Source organism: Cutibacterium avidum 44067, from assembly GCF_000367205.1.
Taxonomy (GTDB): Bacteria; Actinomycetota; Actinomycetes; order Propionibacteriales; family Propionibacteriaceae; genus Cutibacterium; species Cutibacterium avidum.
Genome location: NC_021064.1, coordinates 2,391,472 through 2,410,081 on the forward strand (window position 1 = coordinate 2,391,472; position 18,610 = coordinate 2,410,081).

13 protein-coding genes and 3 pseudogenes are annotated in these 18,610 nt (G+C 61.8%); 5 read left to right on the forward strand and 11 right to left on the reverse strand.

Going from position 1 to position 18,610, the window contains the following annotated elements:
* The first annotated feature begins 46 nt into the window (after positions 1 to 46).
* A complete protein-coding gene (locus PALO_RS10890) occupies positions 47 to 1,471 on the forward strand; it encodes a phosphoglucomutase/phosphomannomutase family protein (protein ID WP_004809919.1) in 1,425 nt (474 codons plus the stop codon).
* Positions 1,472 to 1,695: 224 nt separating this feature from the next.
* Here the strand turns inward: PALO_RS10890 and alr are convergent, their stop codons facing one another.
* From alr to PALO_RS10925, 7 genes and pseudogenes are all read right to left on the reverse strand, one after another.
* Positions 1,696 to 2,823, reverse strand: a complete 1,128-nt coding sequence (gene alr, locus PALO_RS10895; RefSeq protein ID WP_015583588.1) for an alanine racemase — start codon at positions 2,821 to 2,823, stop codon at positions 1,696 to 1,698.
* Between the two features lie 260 nt (positions 2,824 to 3,083).
* Positions 3,084 to 4,568, reverse strand: coding sequence for an amino acid permease (locus tag PALO_RS10900; RefSeq protein WP_036909904.1), 1,485 nt, complete (start codon positions 4,566 to 4,568; stop codon positions 3,084 to 3,086).
* Between the two features lie 361 nt (positions 4,569 to 4,929).
* A pseudogene (locus tag PALO_RS10905) lies at positions 4,930 to 5,766 on the reverse strand (amino acid permease); the annotation flags it as partial.
* Positions 5,712 to 6,188, reverse strand: a complete 477-nt coding sequence (gene oraS / locus PALO_RS10910) for a D-ornithine 4,5-aminomutase subunit OraS (protein ID WP_231097113.1) — start codon at positions 6,186 to 6,188, stop codon at positions 5,712 to 5,714. The gene oraS and the pseudogene PALO_RS10905, both read right to left, overlap by 55 nt.
* The gene (ortB, locus tag PALO_RS10915) at positions 6,185 to 7,600 is read right to left on the reverse strand and encodes a 2-amino-4-oxopentanoate thiolase subunit OrtB (RefSeq protein ID WP_015583592.1); all 1,416 of its coding nucleotides are present in this window, start codon (positions 7,598 to 7,600) and stop codon (positions 6,185 to 6,187) included. The genes oraS and ortB overlap by 4 nt, the downstream gene beginning before the upstream one ends.
* Positions 7,597 to 7,943, reverse strand: a pseudogene (ortA, locus tag PALO_RS10920) (2-amino-4-oxopentanoate thiolase subunit OrtA). Before ortA ends, ortB begins: the two are co-directional and overlap by 4 nt.
* Before the next feature lie 11 nt (positions 7,944 to 7,954).
* Positions 7,955 to 8,882, reverse strand: a pseudogene (locus PALO_RS10925) (Gfo/Idh/MocA family oxidoreductase).
* A gap of 211 nt (positions 8,883 to 9,093) precedes the next feature.
* On the opposite strand from PALO_RS10925, the gene PALO_RS10930 reads away from it, so the two are divergent.
* Together PALO_RS10930 and ald are read left to right on the forward strand one after the other, a co-directional pair.
* Positions 9,094 to 10,104: an Lrp/AsnC family transcriptional regulator gene (locus PALO_RS10930; protein ID WP_015583594.1), complete on the forward strand. Its 1,011-nt coding sequence runs from the start codon at positions 9,094 to 9,096 to the stop codon at positions 10,102 to 10,104.
* 173 nt (positions 10,105 to 10,277) lie between these two features.
* Entirely contained in the window at positions 10,278 to 11,390 is a 1,113-nt protein-coding gene (ald, locus tag PALO_RS10935) for an alanine dehydrogenase (protein WP_015583595.1), read from the forward strand.
* Between the two features lie 66 nt (positions 11,391 to 11,456).
* On the opposite strand, the gene PALO_RS10940 is transcribed toward ald, so the two are convergent.
* The 4 genes from PALO_RS10940 to PALO_RS10955 form a co-directional block, all read right to left on the reverse strand.
* The gene (locus PALO_RS10940; protein ID WP_041710161.1) at positions 11,457 to 12,482 is read right to left on the reverse strand and encodes an adenosine deaminase; all 1,026 of its coding nucleotides are present in this window, start codon (positions 12,480 to 12,482) and stop codon (positions 11,457 to 11,459) included.
* Positions 12,483 to 12,769: 287 nt separating this feature from the next.
* A complete protein-coding gene (locus PALO_RS10945; RefSeq protein ID WP_015583597.1) occupies positions 12,770 to 14,056 on the reverse strand; it encodes a citrate synthase in 1,287 nt (428 codons plus the stop codon).
* Between the two features lie 304 nt (positions 14,057 to 14,360).
* Positions 14,361 to 15,830 (reverse strand): septal ring lytic transglycosylase RlpA family protein, encoded by a 1,470-nt coding sequence (locus PALO_RS10950; protein WP_015583598.1) that lies wholly within the window; start codon positions 15,828 to 15,830, stop codon positions 14,361 to 14,363.
* Between the two features lie 269 nt (positions 15,831 to 16,099).
* Positions 16,100 to 17,269, reverse strand: coding sequence for a L,D-transpeptidase (locus tag PALO_RS10955; RefSeq protein ID WP_015583599.1), 1,170 nt, complete (start codon positions 17,267 to 17,269; stop codon positions 16,100 to 16,102).
* 292 nt (positions 17,270 to 17,561) lie between these two features.
* On the opposite strand from PALO_RS10955, the gene PALO_RS13060 reads away from it, so the two are divergent.
* Together PALO_RS13060 and PALO_RS12180 are read left to right on the forward strand one after the other, a co-directional pair.
* Positions 17,562 to 17,687 carry a hypothetical protein gene (locus PALO_RS13060; RefSeq protein ID WP_004809892.1) on the forward strand — a complete coding sequence of 42 codons (126 nt, stop codon included), beginning with the start codon at positions 17,562 to 17,564 and terminating at the stop codon, positions 17,685 to 17,687.
* 149 nt (positions 17,688 to 17,836) lie between these two features.
* Positions 17,837 to 18,571 (forward strand): hypothetical protein, encoded by a 735-nt coding sequence (locus PALO_RS12180; RefSeq protein WP_015583600.1) that lies wholly within the window; start codon positions 17,837 to 17,839, stop codon positions 18,569 to 18,571.
* The last annotated feature ends 39 nt before the right edge of the window (positions 18,572 to 18,610 follow it).

Consider the following 18,610-nt stretch of genomic DNA (forward strand, 5'->3'; position numbering starts at 1 on the left):
CGGTCGTCCTGGAACCTGAAGGCGTTTTCCAGCTTATTCTTGAATCGTGGCGGACGAGATCGAATTTGGCACTGGCGGCTGGCGAGCGATCATCGCGGATACCTTCACTCGTTTCAACGTTGAGCGAGTCGCTCAGGCGCTTTCAGATCGTATACATGACGAGAATCAACAGCAGCGCCCGGTCGTTATTGGGTACGACCAACGCTTCCTCTCCCCAGAATTCGCATGGTGGGCGGCAGAAGTGCTCGCGGCCAATGGGCTCACCGTTCGGATCATTGACCGGCCTGCCCCGACCCCGATGATCATGTGGACTGTCCGCGACCTGGACTGTGCCTATGGCATGGCGGTCACGGCCTCCCACAACCCCGCGACGTACAACGGACTCAAGGTGTTCACGGAGGGCGGTCGTGACGCCAAGGTGGAGATCACTGAACCCATCCAGCGTCGCGCCAATTCCATCGGCCCAGCCGACATCAAGCGCGTACACCGCGCTGACGCCCTTCGTGACGGGTTGGTCGAGGTGCAAACCTCGATGAACTGGTACATCGACGCGATCCTCGACCATGTCGACCTCGAAGCGATTCGACACGCCCACCTCAAGGTTGTCCTCGACCCGATGTTCGGAGTCTCTCGCACCTGCCTCCAGACCATCCTCATGACGGCTCGTTGCGACGTCGACACCATTCACGAGCGCCGCGACACCCTCTTTGGTGGGCGTCTCCCCTCCCCGAACTCCAAGACTCTGCAAGCGTTGACCCAGGAGGTCGTCGAGCGGGGAGCCGACATCGGCATCGCCACCGATGGTGACGCTGACCGACTCGGTATCATCGATGATCAGGGACATTTCCTCCACCCCAACCAGATCTTGGTCCTGCTGTACACGTACCTGTTGGAGGACAAGGGCTGGAAGGGCGGGTGCGTGCGCAACCTCGCGACGACGCACCTGCTCGATCGCGTTGCCGAGGCCCACGGGCAGACGTGCTACGAGGTTCCGGTCGGTTTCAAGTGGGTGTCGTCCAAGATGGCTGAGACCGGCGCTGTGATCGGCGGTGAGTCCTCGGGTGGTTTGACCGTCAAGGGACACATTGCGGGCAAGGACGGCGTCTACGCGGGCACCCTGCTGGTGGAAATGATCGCCAAACGGGGCAAGAAGCTTTCCCAGATCTACGCCGACATCGAGGAGCGTTACGGTCGCCTCGAGATGGTGGAGGATGACTTCTCCTTCGCGTCCGAGGACAAGGAGGCGCTCAAGAAGCGCATCTACGAGGAGAAGGATCTTCCCGACTTTGGCCTCGAGATTGACCACATCAGCGACATGGACGGAGTCAAGGTGTACTTCGCCAACGGTGGGTGGATCATTGTTCGCTTCTCCGGTACCGAGCCCCTGCTACGAGTGTTCTGCGAGATGCCGGACGCTGAGATGGCCCGTGCGTGCATCGACGAGGTCGTTGAACACTATCAATTCGAGTGACGGAGCGGCCCTGCTTACGCCAAGGGGCTGGGCCCGGCGACCCGGGCAGTTGGCCTGGTGCCGGGTTTTCCCGCTTGGTGTGTGGTTGCGACAGAGGTGTGACGTGACCACACACCAAGCGGGGATTTTGCCCGGTATGGGGCTCGGGGGCAGGGGGCACGACGCGCGGATGAGGTGAGGATGTGGCTTGTTGCTATCCACGCAGCCCAGGGACGATCAGCCCATCATTCCCCGGTCCAATAACGATCCACCCGCTTCGAAATGCCACAGGTGATCTCGTAACTGATGGTTCCGAGCTGCTCGGCCATGTCGTCGGCGGTCAGGACCTCGTCTTCCTGGGTTCCGATGAGAACCACCTCATCACCCACGGTGGCAGTCGGATCGGGGCCGAGGTCGACCATGAACTGATCCATGCACACCCGACCGACGATGGGGTGGACAGCGCCTCCGATGAGCACGCGCCCCTTGTTCGACAACGCCCTCGACAGCCCATCGGCGTATCCGACAGGCACGGTGGCGATTTTTGTCGTCTCGCCTGCGGTCCAAGTCCTTCCGTAGCCAATAGTGTCGCCCGGATTGACAGTTTTGACGAAGGTGACGTGACTCACCCAGGACAAAGCAGGGCGCAGTTCGGCGCGATCAGCGTGCGGGTCGGGGTCGTATCCGTAACCGACGATGCCTGCGCGCACCATCGACGTTCGTCCCAGGTCATGCCCAAGGATGGCGCCGGAGTTGGCAAGGTGCACCAGTGGGAAGGGTCCGCGCTCCGCCTCGATCCGGGATACAGCATCCATGAAGGTGCTTATCTCGCGTCGCGTGAAGTCCTCTCCCTCGGGGACGTCACTGATGGGCAGGTGAGTGAATACTCCCTCGACCTCGACGTTCTCGGCACGATCCGCGGCGGCCGTGAGTTCGCCAAGTTGTTCCGGCCGCAACCCAATACGCCCCATACCGCTATCGACGGCAATGTGGATCTTGACGGTAACTCCCCGTTTCCCGGCGGCAAAGTTCACTGCATCCAGGGAGTCGAAATCCACCACCGTGAGACGCATGCCGGATTCGATAGCGGCATCGAGGTCCCAGGGGTCAACGGGGGAGAGCTTGAGGATGGGGAGTGTGATGCTGGCTTCCACCAGCTCTTGGCCTTCCGCGACAGTGGCGACGGCGAGCCAGTCAGCGCAGTGATGTTTTTCGACATAGCGGGAGACTTCGACGGCGCCGTGCCCATAAGCATCGGCCTTGACGGCGAAGAGGACCTTCCGGTCACCAGCCCGTTTCCTGACGACGGCGAGGTTCGCAGCGATGGCAGACAGATCAACAATGGCGTGTGAGGGCGACGGGCATCTTGACATGTGTCATAACTCCTTTGAGCTGTCAGAAATTGCGATGCGGTCAACGGATAGGGGAGGGCGGCGCCGGCAAGCATGACGGAATGATGGAACTGGCCACGTCCGCGTGGCTGGCGGACGGCCCCATTCCGGGCACTCCATTGCGGGACGGTTGCACCAGTGTGTCATCGTGCCTCGCACTCGGGTCCAGTTCCCTACCAGCCAAGATTTGGTGCGATCCCGATAGAACGTGCTGGTCATCATCGTCGCTCAACTGTCCCTCTCTAATCGGTATCGTCGGTCCCCGCGTCGTCGCGGATGGCGTGGTGACGGTCGAAGAACCAACCGATTCCGAGAATGAGGAACCAGAGAGGCGTGAGTGCGAGAGCACGGGCGGTGTCAGGTTCCTGGGCCAGCAACACGAGGGTGAAGACGAAAAACGCCAGGATCGCCCAGCACATGCCGCGCCCACCAGGCATGGGGTACTTCGACGCTGAATGGGCGTCCGGAGCAATCTTTCGGTACTTCATGTAGCTGATGACGATCATGCTCCAGACAAAGATGAACAGCACTGAGGAAATTGTCGTCACAAGAGTGAAAGCCTCGACGAAGGATTCTGACGCCGCCAGGATAAGCGCCGTGCTGAGAACCAGGACGGTGACGACGAGCCCCCATCGCGGGACGCCATTTTTACTGAGGCGCCCAAACTGTCTCGGAGCCATCCTCTTATGCGCGAGGCCAAAGAGCATCCGTGAAATGGAGTAGATCCCGGAGTTCGATGACGATGCGGCGGACGTGAGTACGACGAAATTCATCACGCTGGCGGCCCCAGTGAATCCGACGAGTCCCAAAACCTGTACGAACGGGGATGAATCCGGGCGGACCTCGTTCCACGGCACGGCCGTCATGATCGCGGCCAGAGCGCCGATGTAGAAGATGAGGATTCGTGCCGGAACAGCACTGATGGCTCGGGGAAGCGTCTTTTCAGGGTCTTGGGTCTCGGCTGCGGTTGTGCCGATGAGTTCAATCCCTACGAATGCGAAGGCCGCCATCTGGAATCCAGCGAAGAACCCACTCCATCCATTTGGCATGAATCCACCGTGATCCCACATGTTGGTGAATGATGCGGCGCCCCCAGAGGGGGACTTGAATCCAATGATTGCCAGCACGATGGCAAGAATGATGAGTGAGATAATCGCGATGATCTTAATCAGTGCGAACCAGAACTCCAGTTCACCGAACATTTTAACAGTGAGGAGATTTAAACAGAGAAGCAGGAAGAGCGTCGCAGCTGCTAGTAAGGTAGCGAGGCTATGGTTTTTGATCCAGAAATCCCAGTAAGTGGTGATTCCAATGAGTTCGGCCATTCCAGTGACAATCCAGCAGAGCCAGTAAGTCCATCCCAGGAAGAATCCTGCCCAAGGGCCGATCAGATCGGCTGCGAAATCCTGGAAGCTCTTGTAGTCAAGGTTGTACATGAGCAACTCGCCCATGGCTCGCATGACGAAGTAGAGCATAGTTCCGATGATGAGGTAGGACACGATAATGCTTGGTCCGGCAGCGTGGATGGCTTTGCCGGATCCTAGGAACAGGCCGGTCCCGATGGCGCCACCGATCGCGATGAGCTGGATGTGGCGGTTGCTCAGATTGCGGTGGAGGTGCACTTCGTCGTGCTCCTTGGGATGTGGTGAATCCGCAGTCAGGGAAGCCTCACTCGTCGGCGCTTGAGGGTTCCCTGAAGCGTCTGGATTTTCGCCAAAACCAGTCATGTGTCGCCTCCGTGAAATGGACGTCAGAGTCGCGCGGTGAGGGTGAATCGACAGTGTCTCAGCCTTCCACGATGCAATTTGTTTGCAGCATAGCACCGGCCGGTCGACCCCTGGTGATCGTCATTTAAAGGATGGCCAAATAGTCGTGGTTGGAATGCGGTGCCATGCTCGTCGATTTCTAATCATTATAATGATCCATTCGCCAATGAGATGGCTATCAACCCATATCAACAACCATTGACCCCGTCAGGACAGCTACCGTGTCTGTGTGGTCAGGAACCTCGATCGAGGCTGGCCGCTTCCAGAGAGCATCTCTGGCCCGCGGGGCGTGTCTGCTCTGCGGACCAGAGGTCGATGACGGTCAGCGTGACCCCTCCTTGCGCTGCGTGCGGTGGCGGTAGACGAAGTACATCGAAGCGATGAAGACGAACCAGATCGGCGTGATGAGCACTGCAATTCGCGTCGTCGGATCCAAGGCGAGGATGACGAGGCTGATCGCGAAAAATGTCAGCACGCCCCAGCACATCGGGACGCCACCAGGCATCTTGTACACCGAGTCCTCGTGCAGATCGGGGCGCTTATGGCGGTACACGATGTAACAGACGACGATGAGGGACCAGCTGAACAGGAACAGCAGAGCGGCAACGGTCGTCACGAGGGCGAAAGCCTGCATGATCGAGTCCGAGGTGTACAGGAAGATGATGCCGCAGAGCAGCAGCAGGCAGGATGCGACAAGTGCGTTGCGCGGGACGTTGTTGCCCGACAGTTTTCGGAACTTTGATGGAGCCTGACCATCGAGAGCCAAGCCGTACATCATCCGCGATGTGGAGTACAGCCCCGAATTGTCTGACGATGCCGCGGCGGTGAGCAGGACGAAATTCATCACGCTGGCGGCAGCTCCGAAACCGGCCAGGCCAAACAGCGACACGAACGGGCTGACACCAGGCACCACCTTGCGCCAGGGGATGACAGTGGTGATGGCCAACAGGGCGAGCACGTAGAACAGGGCCAACCGCACAGGAATGGCGTTGATCGCCTTGGGAAGGGTAGTGCAGGGATCCTTCGTCTCGGCGGCGGCGGTGCCCACGAGCTCGATGCCGACAAAGGCGAAGAAGGCAATCTGGAATCCGCCGAGGAATCCCATCACTCCGTTGGGGAAGAAGCCACCGTCGTTCCAGAGGTTCGCAATCTTGGATGGTCATGCCGGGACTCCTTCCTCGGATTCCGTCGGTGCCGTTGCGGGGGCAGTGGGCTGCCGTCGAACAGTCCGTCGAGGGACTTGGGGTCCTCGGCGATGCGGGTGACGGCGTCGCGCAGGTCCATGCCGTCACGACGGGACAACCGCAGTACGGCGTGGCCGGCCCCCTTGCCGCCCAGTCCTGCGGCAAAGACGTTCTCGACGACGGCGTGGGTCGTCACGGAGTCGATCCCCATGCGCAGCAGGACGGACCGTTCGATCGATGGTGTGGTGTGGGTGCGGGCGAGGTCGACGACCGGGGTCATGACCTGCTCGCACAGCTGCCAGAAGCGTTCCTTGAGAGCAGCGTCATCGAGGTCGGCGAGCTCGGCACGCAGGGCCTCGTAGCGTTCGACGCGCTCCTGATCCGGGTCGGACATCATGCTCCTTCCTTGGCCAGATCAGCGCCGATCTGGCGGACGGCATCGGTGGTGGTGTTGGTCTCGTCGGCCAGGAACTCCAGCTCGGCGTCTCCCCACACCTCCGGAGCCATCACCTGGCTGGCGTGGCGCAGGTAGCTGCGACGCAGCTTGTCGAGGTCGAGGGCACGGGTGCCGACCTGGTCGAGACGTTCCGGAATGACGATGGCCTTGCCGGGGATGTTGCCGGCAGGGTCGCCACGACGGACCTCGATACCGCGCGAGCGGGCGAAGGACAGCTGGCTGTTGTGGTGCTTTCCGGCGCCGGTGTACTCGGTCTCCTGGACGACGACGATCTGGTCGCGATCCATCTGACGAGCCATGGCGACCGCGGCCGTCAGGCTGGTGTTTCCGGCCGGGCCCCGCTCCAGACCTTCGATCTTCGTCAGGAGCTCGGTCATGTAGAAGACCTCGCCCTGGGAGACCAGATGGTAGCCATTCATGTACCGCAGTGGACGAGCGGCGTTGCGTGGGACGTCAACACGGTCGGGCCAGGTGGCGAACGGCACGCCGAAACCGGTGTGGCCGGTGGCGAACGACTTGTTGTTGAAGTCGTGGTCGGAGGCCATGTGCAGCCCGGTGAGATCCACCGAGACGGCGACGACCTCGGTCTCGTCACAGCCCACTTTGCGCAGGCCACGGGCAGTTCCGGTGATGTTGCCGCCACCGGCATTGGTGACCACGACGGCGTCGGGCTGGCGTCCGTAGCGCTGCTTCACCTCGTGACCGATCTCGGCGCCGAGGGTCTCGATGCCCGCGATGCCGTACGGCGTGTAGAGGCTGGCGTTGAAATAGCCAGTGTCCTCCAGTGTGCGCAGCAGCACGTAGAAAAGTTCCGGTCCGACCGTCAGTTTGATCACTTCAGCGCCGTAGGCCTCACAAGCCCGGGATTTTTCGACAATCTCGGGTTGGCCGACGTGACGGGAGTCGTAGATCTCCTGGATGACGATGCACGCCAGTCCGCGCTGAGCGGCCTGGGAGGCGACGCCGGCGCCGTAGTTTCCGCTGGTGGCCGTCACCATGCCGGCAAATCCCTTGGCCTCGGCCTCGTGAGCGCTCAAGGAGGCACGACGAGCCTTGAAGCTGCCTGACGCATTGGCGGCCTCATCCTTGAGAAGGATCCGAGCACCCTTGCCGGGTTCGGCGATCTCGCGGACGGCCTCGGTCAGACGATGCAGCTCGTACAGCGGGGTGTGACCCACCTTGGTCTCGGCCTGGATGCGAGCGACGTCGTCGAGGTCATAGCCAGGGGAGGGCATCAGGGCGTCGTAGTCGAAGACCAGGTCACCGCGCTGGAAGCTGTCGTAGTCCAGGGCGAGGGCACGCCGCATGATTTCGCTGCGGCGAGCCATGACGTCGTCATAGGAGTTGCTCATGACCGGTCCTCCTTCCCGTGGGACGTGATGGGTTCGTGCTTGGTGCCGATCGTCAACAGCTCGGGCACGGTGTGGCCGAAACTGTGGCTGTAGCTGGGATTGACGCGGTCGAGGACGCCGGTGTGATGCCGACCGATGATTGAGGTGATGGTGGCCTCGTCGCCGATGTGTGCCTCCTCGTCGAGGAATCCACTGATCCACTGCACGAGGGGGTGGCGGCGGTGTCAGCCGGCACGGCGGCGGCGCGTTCGGAGGGCTGCAGGATGATGGTGCGAACCTCCACCCAGGTGCCTTCGGGGACCGGATCGTCCGCCTGCGGGGTGGTGTTGAGAGTCTCTGTCATGATGACCTCGCTCAGCGACGCTCGTAGGCCGACGGTCCCATGAGGGCACACGGCGAGGGCAGGTCGATGATGCGCTTGAGTCCGGGGGTGGCGGCGACGATGCGTGGGATGGTGTTGACGCAGATACCCGCGGTGGCCTTGCCGCCAGCGATCTCCGGTCCGGTCGACATCGAGATGTCCGGGACGCCGGTGATGGTGATGAAGTCGCCGGTCTCCTGTCCCTCGGCCTCCGGGGCGACCTGCTGCGGATGGATGAGTCGGATGACCTCTTGGTCCCCGCGACGGCCGACTGCCGTGTGGTTGCACCCGGCGACCTGACCCGGCTCGACGGTGCGGTCGCGGGCAGGACGGGCAACCTTGGCGATGATGGGCTCGATGTTCTGCTCGACCGAGTCGACCCCGAGGCCGAGGGCGTCGCTGAGGAGTCGGATGGATTCCGGGAAGCCGACGTGGCCGACGATGGAGCCGTCGGCGACTCCGGCCTTGAACTCCTCGGGGGTGGTCGAGGACGAATCCGGGGTTGACGCCAACACCAACAGCTGAGACGCCGTGCGACTTGGCGAGTTCGTCGAGTTCCTTGGCCATCTCGGGGTTCTGGGCCTCGGGGCAGGACATCTCCTCGGCGATGCTGACGACGTTGATTCCGGCAGTGATGATGGTGCGAAGGTCAGCAATCTGGTCGCGTACCCACGAGGTGGTGGCGATTGTGACGACGTCGACCTTGTCGGAGTCGAGGATGGTGGAGGGATCGGTCGTGACATGGACTCCGAGGGAATCGATGCCGAGCACTTCGCCGACATCCTTACCGTCCAGGGCCGGGTTGACGTCGATGGCCCCGACAAGATCCAGTCCATCCTTGGACGTGATGAGTTTGGCCATTCCCTGGCCCATGGCTCCCAGACCCCACTGGACGACTCGGATGGGATTGGTGGCGGTCATTGTGGTTCCTCCTGACGACGATGTCTGGTGCTGAAGCGAGCCGGCTTCTTTACTGGTCACTGTCTGGCACCGTGCATGCACTGTGCTGGCGGCATTTCCGCAGTCAAAGGGGCCTGCCCTGACCTGTGTTCTGTGCAGGTCGACGGCTCTTCGTTGATCCGTCAGGGCTCTACTTTGTCACTGGATGTTTGTGCAATGTCTCCTGCTACAGATGTACGAAGAGCTGGACCGACGGCTTGTCAATGTCCTGCAGATCGACCCGCGTGCCACCTGGGCCAAGGTGGGCAAGGTCCTGGGCATGTCACCAACCACCGTTGCCCATCGCTGGCAGCGTCTCGTCGATGACGGAATCGCCTGGATAACCGCTTGTCCGAACCTCGATCAGCAGATGACGGCCATCGTCGAGGTTGACTGTCACACCGAGAGCCTGCCCCAGGTCATCAAGACCTTGTGCGCGAATCCGATGATCGTCAGTGTCGACGAGACGACGGGGGATCGTGACCTGTTGCTCACCGTCGTGGCGCCCGATCTTCCCACTCTCTCCGACATGGTCATCGACTGGATCTGCGGGCTGCGCGGCGTCCATGGGTCACGTAGCGCGCTGGTGACCTCAGTGGTCATCGGCTCGGACTCTTGGCGCATCAATGCTCTCACCAAGTCGGAGAAAACCCTTGCCAGGGGCCCGCAGCCGGGGGAGCTGTGGATGCTGCCGCCAGACGATTTGGATCGTGAGCTGGCCCAGTTGCTTGCGGCTGATGGACGTGCCAGTGCGACCTCCCTGGCCAGGACCTTGGACATTCCGGCCAGCACCCTGCATCGCCGGTTGCAAAAACTGCTCACCAACCGGAAGATCCAGCTCAGATGTGATGTCTCCCCGGAGCTGGGCGGGTGGAATTTGGAGTGCACCTGGACGGCCACCATCCCCCTCAATCACAAGACGAGAGTGCTGGAGTTGCTGCGTCAGCAACCGGCGCTGCGGTCGTGCATGTGGATCACTGGCAACAACAATTTGCGAGTGAACTTCCGGGTGGAGCGCCAGAACGGGATCGGCATGATCGAGTCGGCGATCGCGGAGGCGATACCAGGTCTCGCTCCGGCTGAAACCATCGTCTACATGCGTAGTCACAAGTCGATGGGATGGATTCTGGGCCGTACCGGCCGTGCCACCGGGGAGTTCATCTGCCCTCCGCTGATCGGGGATCACGAGAGAGGCGATCACTAACAGTGCCAGCTCCGGATGAACGGATCTCGAGGTTTGCAGGACGATTTTTGAAAGAGTCAAGAGCTCGCCTTGCTGACTGCTGGGTTGAGCCGTGCAAGTGCTTATTCTCTAAGTGTTACCCGCAGCTGGTTGGCGATGACGTCGACGAGCACACTGTCAAAGGAGAAAGTGCAATGCGTGTTGGTATTCCCACGGAGATCAAGAACAACGAGTTTCGTGTGGCTGTTACCCCTGATGGGGTTCATTCGTTGGTGAGTCATGGTCATGAGGTGTTGGTGCAGGCTGGGGCTGGTTCGGGTTCGGGGATTTCGGATGTCGAGTTCAAGAGTGCTGGGGCGAGGATTGTTGATGATGTTGACAAGGTGTGGGATGACGCTGATCTTGTGTTGAAGGTGAAGGAGCCCATCGAGGACGAATATCATCGCATGCATGAGGGGCTGACCCTCTTCACCTACCTGCATCTGGCCGCGGATCGTCCGCTCACCGAGGAGCTTTTGAAGCGCAAGGTCACCTCGATCGCCTACGAGACCGTCGAGATGGATGACCACTCCCTGCCGTTGCTGTCCCCGATGTCGGAAATTGCCGGCCGACTCGCAGCCCAGGTCGGCGCGAACTGTCTCATGCAGCCTGCCGGCGGAAATGGCGTGCTCATCGGCGGTGGCTCCGGTGTCCGCAACGGTCGAGTGACGGTGCTCGGCGGTGGCGTCGCCGGATTCTGCGCTGCTCGCGTTGCTGACGGCATGGGCGCCGACGTCACCATTTATGACGTCAACGTCGCCCGAATGCGCTACATCGATGAAGTGACCGGCGGACGTATCCGCACTCAGTTCTCCAGCCCGCTGGCCGTCAAGGAAGCCTGCAAGGAGTCGGATCTGGTCATCGGATCCGTGCTGGTTCCTGGCGCTCGTACCCCGCACCTGGTCGACAACGAGACCGTCTCGCAGATGATGCCGGGCTCGGTGCTCGTCGACATCGCCATCGACCAGGGCGGCTGCTTCGAGGATTCCCACCCGACGACCCATGCCGAGCCGACCTTCAAGGTCCACGACTCGGTGTTCTACTGCGTCGCCAACATGCCGGGCGCTGTCCCGCACACCTCGACCTACGCACTGACCAACGCCACCATGCGTTACGCGGTCCTCATCGCCGAGGAAGGTTGGAAGGATGCCTGCAAGAAGCGCAAGGAGCTGGCTCGTGGCCTGACGACCCACGACGGCAAGCTCTATACCGCTGGTGTAGGAGAGGCTTTGGGTATGGACGTTTCGTGTGTCTCTGAGCTTCTGTGAGGTGGTGAATGATCGTGGGGCGGTATCGGTGAGGTACCGTCCCATGATCGTGTTCGCAGGTATGGGTCACCTCAGCAGCGGTGCGAGGGATTCTTGTTCGGCCGATGTGCAAAACGCTGCTTGGAGAGTGTTGCGCTGTACCTGCAGGGCGTCGTCACGATTCCAGGTGAGGACCTGGCCGGCCAACGCCACTTCCCGTGACGTCGTGGTACGACTCATCAGACGATTATCGCAACTGACGGCCACATTGAACCCAGCCCGCCACAACACACACAACGGATGATCAGCGATGCTGCGGCAGATGCCGGTCTGGGTGTTTGAGGATGGGCAGACTTCCAACGGCACCCGGCGGGACAACACCCGCTGGGCCGTCGGACCCCAACCAGATGTATCGCGGTCCTCGATGATGCGCACCCCGTGCCCGAGACGCTCTGCCCCATGATCGAGGGCGTCGAGAACTGACTCCGGGCCGGCTGCCTCGCCCGCATGGACGGTGAGGTGGATTCCGGCCGCTCGGACGCGCTCCAAAGCATCGGCGAACGGAGCAAGTGGGAAGCCGTCCTCGGGTCCGGCGATGTCGACGCCGACAACCCCGGGAGCATGGTTGATGGCGAGGTCGACGACATCGTCCGGGACGTCGAGATGTCTCATCAGGCACAGGATCTGTCGTGCGATGATGGTTTTGCCCGATTCGGAGGCGGACGTCATTCCCTCCAGGAGGCCGGCTTGGACTGCCTCGGTGGCCTCCGCGGCGGTCAGACCACCTTCGAGATGCTGCTGGGGAGCCCATCGAGTCTCGGCGTACACGACTCCGTCGGCAGCCATGTCCTCGACGAATTCTCGCGCTATGCGGCGCAAGGAGTCAGCGTCCTGCATGAGGGCGACCGTCTCGGTGAAAGTGTCGAGGTACCGCGCCAGGGAACCCGAGTCGGCGGCCTCGAGGAACCAGTCGGCAAGCCCCTCAGGCGTGTTGGCAGGGACGGGTCGGCCGCGCTCGGCAGCGAGGTCCAGAACCGTCGCCGGGCGTAACCCGCCGTCGAGATGATCGTGCAGCACGACCTTGGGGAGACTCATCGCTTCAGCCGAATCCATGCGCCGGAGTCTATCGACGGTGCTTCCGTTCCGAAGTCGCCTTCGGCAATCCCAGAGCTGATGCGCGAAATTCCCCGCCACAGGGGTAGTCCTGGATCTGGACTGACGTGCGGCTCGGGGAACTGACGAAAATCGTCATGGGGGGCGGGGAGTGGCGTCAGCCTGGCGGAGGAAACTGGTGGTCCGGGTGGGCGCCGGTGCCGGGTAACGCTCCAAGGGTTGCCGCTTGTCGGAGTATCAGGCATGAAATGGCCCCGGGAGCCGAAGCCCCGGGGCCTTTTGCACAGTCAGGCGCGCTGATCCAGCGGTACGTAGTCGCGCAGGTCAGCTCCGGTGAAGATCTGACGCGGACGCCAGATCTTGTTTCCGCCGGTGGCCACCTGCTCGCGGTACTGGGCGATCCAGCCGGGCAGACGACCCAAGGCGAACAGTACGGTGAACATGTTCATCGGGAAGCCCATGGCCTCGTAGATGAGACCGGTGTAGAAGTCGACATTCGGGTAGAGCTTGCGTTCCTTGAAGTAGTCGTCGCTCAGTGCGGTCTCCTCAAGCTCCTTGGCGATTTCGAGAAGATCCTCGCGACCGGTGTGGAGCTCCATGATGCGATCAGCGTGCTTCTTGATGATGGCGGCACGCGGATCGTAGTTCTTGTAAATGCGGTGGCCGAAGCCCATCAGTTTGATGTCGGATTGCTTGTCCTTGACCCTGCGGACGAACTCCTTGGTCGTCATGTCGGAGTCGCGGATGTACTGCAGCATCTCGAGGACGGCCTGGTTCGCGCCACCATGCTTCGGCCCGGATAGCGCATTGACGCCGGCGGCAACTGCGGCGTACATGTTCGCACCCGACGACGCAACCATGCGGACTGTCGAGGTCGAACAGTTCTGCTCGTGATCAACGTGCAGGATGAGGAGAGTCTCCAGGGCCTTGGTGATCTGGTCGTTGAACTCGTAAGGCTCGGTCGGGAAGCCGAAGCTCATCCGGATGAAGTTCTGAACGTAGCTCAGCGAGTTGTCAGGGTACAGGGTCGGCTGGCCCATCGAGTTTTTGTAACCGAAGGCAGCCAGGGTCGGGGCCTTGGCGATCAGACGGGTGGTGGCAGCCTCGATCTGCTCCGGATCAGTTCCCGACGACTTCTGGGAGAAGGTCGACAGAGCCATGATGCCGGAGGCGAGCACGGGCATTGGGTGGGAGCGACGAGGGAAGCAACGGAACAGGTCTCGCATTCGCTCATCGATGAGGGTGGTGCGGCGAATTCGTTCCTCGAATCCCTCCAGCTGGGCCTTGCTCGGCAGTTCGCCGTAGAGAACGAGGTAAGCGGTCTCGAGGAAGGTGGACTGCTCGGCGAGTTGCTCAATGGGGTAGCCGCGATAGCGCAGAATGCCCTTCTCACCGTCGATGTAGGTGATCTGAGACTCGCAGGACGCCGTGTTGACGAATCCGGGGTCGATCATGACGTTGCCGGTCTTGTTGAGCAGACCCCCGATGTCGTAACCCACCTGGCCGTCAGTGGCGACGACCTTGCCGAAATCGAGTTGGGTGTCTTCGTCGACAAACCTTGCACTCGAACCCATCGTGCGATCCTTCCTGGCGGCCTCGTCCGGACATCACCGGTGGCCGGACATACGTGGACGGGTGGCACTACGGGTTCGTTCCCGAGCGTCACCACGGTGTGAACTATGGCACAGCCAAGGCTACGGCTCGCCGGTACAAATCACCAAGAAACCGGCATATTGGTCGGCATGGTTGAGGGTTCCCCGGGTCGGGTGACAGTTTTCGACACCGGCCCGACGGACCCCCGGCTGACGAGACGCGCGTGGGGGTGGCCCGCCCATCGGCGAGCCACCCCCACACGGAGTTGGACTCAGTCCCTCGTCATCAGTCGAGGACGGTGTAGGTGATCGGGGTCGTTCCCTGTCCGAGATCGGCGATCTCGGCGAAGGAGGCACGAGAAAGGTCGACGCAGCGACCGGCGACGTACGGGCCGCGGTCGTTGATCCGGACGACCACCGAGCGACCATTGCGGACGTTGGTGACACGGATGTGAGTACCCAGACGCAGGGACTTGTGGGCAGCGGTCATGGCGTTCGGGTTGAACTGTTCACCTGAGGCGGTCGACTGCGGCTCGTCGTAGAAGGAGGCGACGCAGCGTGCATCGGCGCGACCCGAACCCTTGTTCGAGGCGCCGTCCTTGGCGTGGTGACGCGACGGACGGGTCGTGTCGCGGCTGGTGTCTCCACCCTTGTGCTTGACGGGCTCGGCGTGCTTGATGGGCTGGGCGGCGGGCACCTTGCCGCTCAGGTGGGTGCGGTAGACCCAGCCGGTGTGGCCGTTGGCGCGGACCTCGACCCAGTTGCCGCGGGCGTTGCCGGTGACTTTGATGCCGGTTCCTTCGGCCAGGGAGGTGACGATGCTGGCCTTGGGGGTCGGGGCGGTGCGCACGTTGACGCCGCTGGTGGTGTGGGTGGAGGCGCCGTCCTTGGCATGCTTGGTGGACTTGGCGGGCTCGGAGTGCTTGGCGGGCTCGGCGTGCTTGATGGGCTGGGCGGCGGGCACCTTGCCGCTCAGGTGGGTGCGGTAGACCCAACCAGTGCGGTGGCCGGCGCGAACCTGCACCCAGTTCCCGTGAGCCTCGCCGGTGACCTCGACGCCGGCGCCGTCAGCCAGCTGGTCAATGACCTGCCCGGACGGAGACGGAGCCGTGCGCACGTTAACGCCGCTGGTGGTGCGGGTGGCAGCGTTGTCGAGGGCCGGACGGCTCTTGTCACGGCTGGTCGAGGAGCCGCTCGTGGCGTCAACCGTCGGCTTGGAGGGGGCCGGAGCCACCTTGCCGGTGGCGAGGTAGCGACCGTAGATCCAACCCGACTTGCCATTGACGGAGACAGGGAGCCAGCCGCCGTCAGGACGACCGGTGACCTGAACCTCCTGACCACGCTCGGCAACGGTGAGGACCTTGCCGGCATTGGCGGAATTGTCACGAACGTTGACCGGGACGGTCGCGATCATGGTGTCGGGGAGCGGGTCGGACCCAAAATGTACCGGGCGGATGCTCTCCTCAGTGAGGAAGCGCTGGTAAATCCAGCCGGTGGTTCCGTTCACGGCGACGGGGATCCACCCGCGCACCTTCTCGCCGGTAACCTGCACCGACTGGCCACGGGCCACGACGGTGAGGACCTTGCCGGAGTTGGAGGATGCAGAGCGCACGTTGACGTCCGTTGTCGCGTACATCGTCTGCGTGTTAGCTGCGTGTGCGACCGCACCGATGACGGCGGGTGCAACAACGCTGATACCGGAGGTGAGGGCGATGGTGGCGGCAGCACCTCGGACTGAGCGCTTGGGGCGGATCACGGTGTGACTTCCTCTCGCCAATGAAGGCATCGGGGCTTTCGATCCCGGCGTTTCCGGGATGGGTGGGACATTAGGAATTGCCAACCGGTCGACTCAAAGACATCGAGGGTTTGAGCGTGTCGCGTCAACCGCTGTCAAGGAGCTCTGATTGCCGGAGAAAACCGCCCTGTGGAGCCAAAAACGGCGTCAAGGAGTGAGGGCGCCCTGACATGGCAAAACCCTCTACCTCGAATCGAGGTAGAGGGTTTTGCCATGTCAGGAGGACTGACTCAGAGCGCGCTGAGCTTCTGCCAGCCCTTCCAGTCGTAGCACCAGCAGCCGATGCCTTCGGGGGGCTTGAGCTGGCGGTTGGATCCGGTGCAGATGACGGGATCCCCGGCCGCGCAGAGATTGAACAGCCACTTGGCGCTCTCGGTGGACATTCCGACGCAGCCATGCGAGACATTGGCACTACCCAGAGAACCTGCGGACCATGGGGCGGCGTGAATGAACTCACCGGTGTAGGTGAGACGCATGGCGTACTTCACCTTGAGGTGGTAATAATCAGAACTCCCTTTGGGGAAGCCGACCGTCGAGGAGTCCATGACCCTGGTGCGATCACGCTCGATGATGACCTTGGTGCCAGATCGGGTGGTCGTGTTCCCGCCGGGCCTGCCCGTCGTCACCGGGATGGAACGTGCCACCTTGCCGTTGACGACGACATCCATCTTGTGTTTGTTGATGTAGATCTTCAGGATGTGGGAATCGCCGACGCGGAAGGAATCGTCGATGTCGCGGGTGATCCAGCGATGGCTTGATGTGGGTAGCCCCTTGAGCTTGCCGCGCACGCTGACCTTCGTGCCAGCCTTCCAGAAGTCCTTCGGGCGCCACATGAGCTGGGACTGGTCAAGCCATCCCCATGACCCCTCCTGTTTAGGGGAGACGTCGATCTCCATCGCCTTCTGGATCTTGGCGCGCATGCCGGCGTCAATGACGTCCTTGCGGAACTTGATGATGACGGGCATACCGACGCCGACGGTGGCGTCGCTGTAGAGCATCTCGACGACGTTGACATCCCCGTCGAGGCTCTTGATCTTCTTGGTGACGGTGGTCGTCGGTCCGGCATGGGAATCCGTGTTCGTCAGGGTCGCCGTCACGGTGTAGTGGGTGTTGAGGCTCCAGGGTTCCTCTGGGGTCCACATTCCGTCCTTGAGGGTTCCCTTAACCTCGTCGTCATCCTTGTCTGTGACCTTGACGTCCTTGAGAGCACCGTTGACGACGGCGAGCTTCAGGGTGTCACCAGGTTGCAGCTCGGTGATCGGGTGGTCCGAGGTGAGCGTCAGAGCTGCTGGGGTCGGGGTCGGAGTGGGCGTCGGGGTCGCGGACGACCCACCGGCGGTGCCGCCGGAACCAGAACCGTCCTCGTCCAGGGGCGTCTTGGCGCAAGCTGCAACGGTCATTGGCAGAGTCACGGCACCTGTGGCCAGAACCGAACGCCGGGTCAGTCTCGACGGCACAGTACCTCCATGTTTTGTGTGTGCGAAATGAGAGCCATGGTCCATTTCGATGGGAAGACGAACGGGTTATATCGTACAGCGCCGGACCGGCGACTTCCCAAACGTCAACTGGGCCGAAACGGGAACGTTCACTGCCCGCTGATCAGCCTCGGACGGTCCTTTCACGAGGGGCAGTCATGGCCTCCAGATACCCTTGCATGGACATCACCGTGTGAAACTGACCTGGAGGCATCTCATGTCTGACGGCGACCCGACCCCGCCCCGCCAGCACCCCGACTGGCTGACCTGGCTGATCGTCGTCATCGTGACGATCATTGGTATGACGATCCTCGGGCTGTGGGCGTGGGCCATGGCTCGGTGATCTGTGGTGGCAGTTGGAGCTTGTCTGTGCGGTTGTAATGAAGTGAGAACGGATCCCGCCACGACGCATTCCCGTAGTTAGTATGCCGACAGGAAGGCCGGCACCCTCCCAGCCGGAATGTGAAGATGCGATTTCTTTCAGGTAATCCCGTGAAGACCGCTGTTGTCATTACGATTGCTGCGGCCAGTCTGTCCTTGACCGCCTGTGGTGGGAATTCCGACACCTTCAAGGCTGCCGACAAGGCAACAAGCGTCGCCACCAGTGCAACCCCTACTCCTGCACCGGATCCGATCTTCACGAAGGGAAAAGTCAACAGGGATGATTTTTCTCAGGACCTCACCGAAGGTGTGAAGAAGATGAGGACGTATCACATGGAAGGCTTCATGGGTGTCGCAATGTCTGGTGAGAAGCACACCATGAAGCTGTCCTCCGACTACGACGGCCATGATCAGTCGGCTCCGAAGGCGCATGTCCTCGTGTCTGCTCCCGATGAGGGGAAGGATGCAGACGTTGTCATCCTGGGCAAGGACGTCTACCAGAAGAGCGGATCGAAGTGGGTCAGGAGCTCCAAGACTGGTGTCAGTATGGGCCAGGCCGATGTCGCGAAGACCGTCCGCGAGTCCACCAATGCGATGGAGTCCGTGACCTATGTGGGTGAAGACTCCCGCGGGCATCGGTTCGACGTCGTGCTCGATCCGGCCAAGATGAGCGGGGGAGAGGCGGCCGCCGCCATGAATCAGAAGGTGAAAATGACGTACTGGCTCGACGATGCCAAGCGGGTCGTCGGGATGAAGATGTCGACGGGTGCCGAGGGGGCTGGCGTCACGATGGACATGACTCTGTCGAAGTTCGCGGAGCCCGTCAGGATTCCCAAGGTGTCATGAAGAATCAGTGATTCTGGGTCGTCCTGCCGTCAGGGTGGG

Coding starts and splice junctions, on each gene's coding strand:
- alr (WP_015583588.1), bottom strand. CDS start 2,823: ATGTCAAGATGCCCGTCGCCCTCACACGCCATTGTTGATCTGTCTGCC.
- PALO_RS10900 (WP_036909904.1), bottom strand. CDS start 4,568: ATGACTGGTTTTGGCGAAAATCCAGACGCTTCAGGGAACCCTCAAGCG.
- oraS (WP_231097113.1), bottom strand. CDS start 6,188: ATGATGTCCGACCCGGATCAGGAGCGCGTCGAACGCTACGAGGCCCTG.
- ortB (WP_015583592.1), bottom strand. CDS start 7,600: ATGAGCAACTCCTATGACGACGTCATGGCTCGCCGCAGCGAAATCATG.
- PALO_RS10930 (WP_015583594.1), top strand. CDS start 9,094: ATGTACGAAGAGCTGGACCGACGGCTTGTCAATGTCCTGCAGATCGAC.
- ald (WP_015583595.1), top strand. CDS start 10,278: ATGCGTGTTGGTATTCCCACGGAGATCAAGAACAACGAGTTTCGTGTG.
- PALO_RS10940 (WP_041710161.1), bottom strand. CDS start 12,482: ATGGATTCGGCTGAAGCGATGAGTCTCCCCAAGGTCGTGCTGCACGAT.
- PALO_RS10945 (WP_015583597.1), bottom strand. CDS start 14,056: ATGGGTTCGAGTGCAAGGTTTGTCGACGAAGACACCCAACTCGATTTC.
- PALO_RS10955 (WP_015583599.1), bottom strand. CDS start 17,269: ATGACCGTTGCAGCTTGCGCCAAGACGCCCCTGGACGAGGACGGTTCT.
- PALO_RS13060 (WP_004809892.1), top strand. CDS start 17,562: ATGTCTGACGGCGACCCGACCCCGCCCCGCCAGCACCCCGACTGGCTG.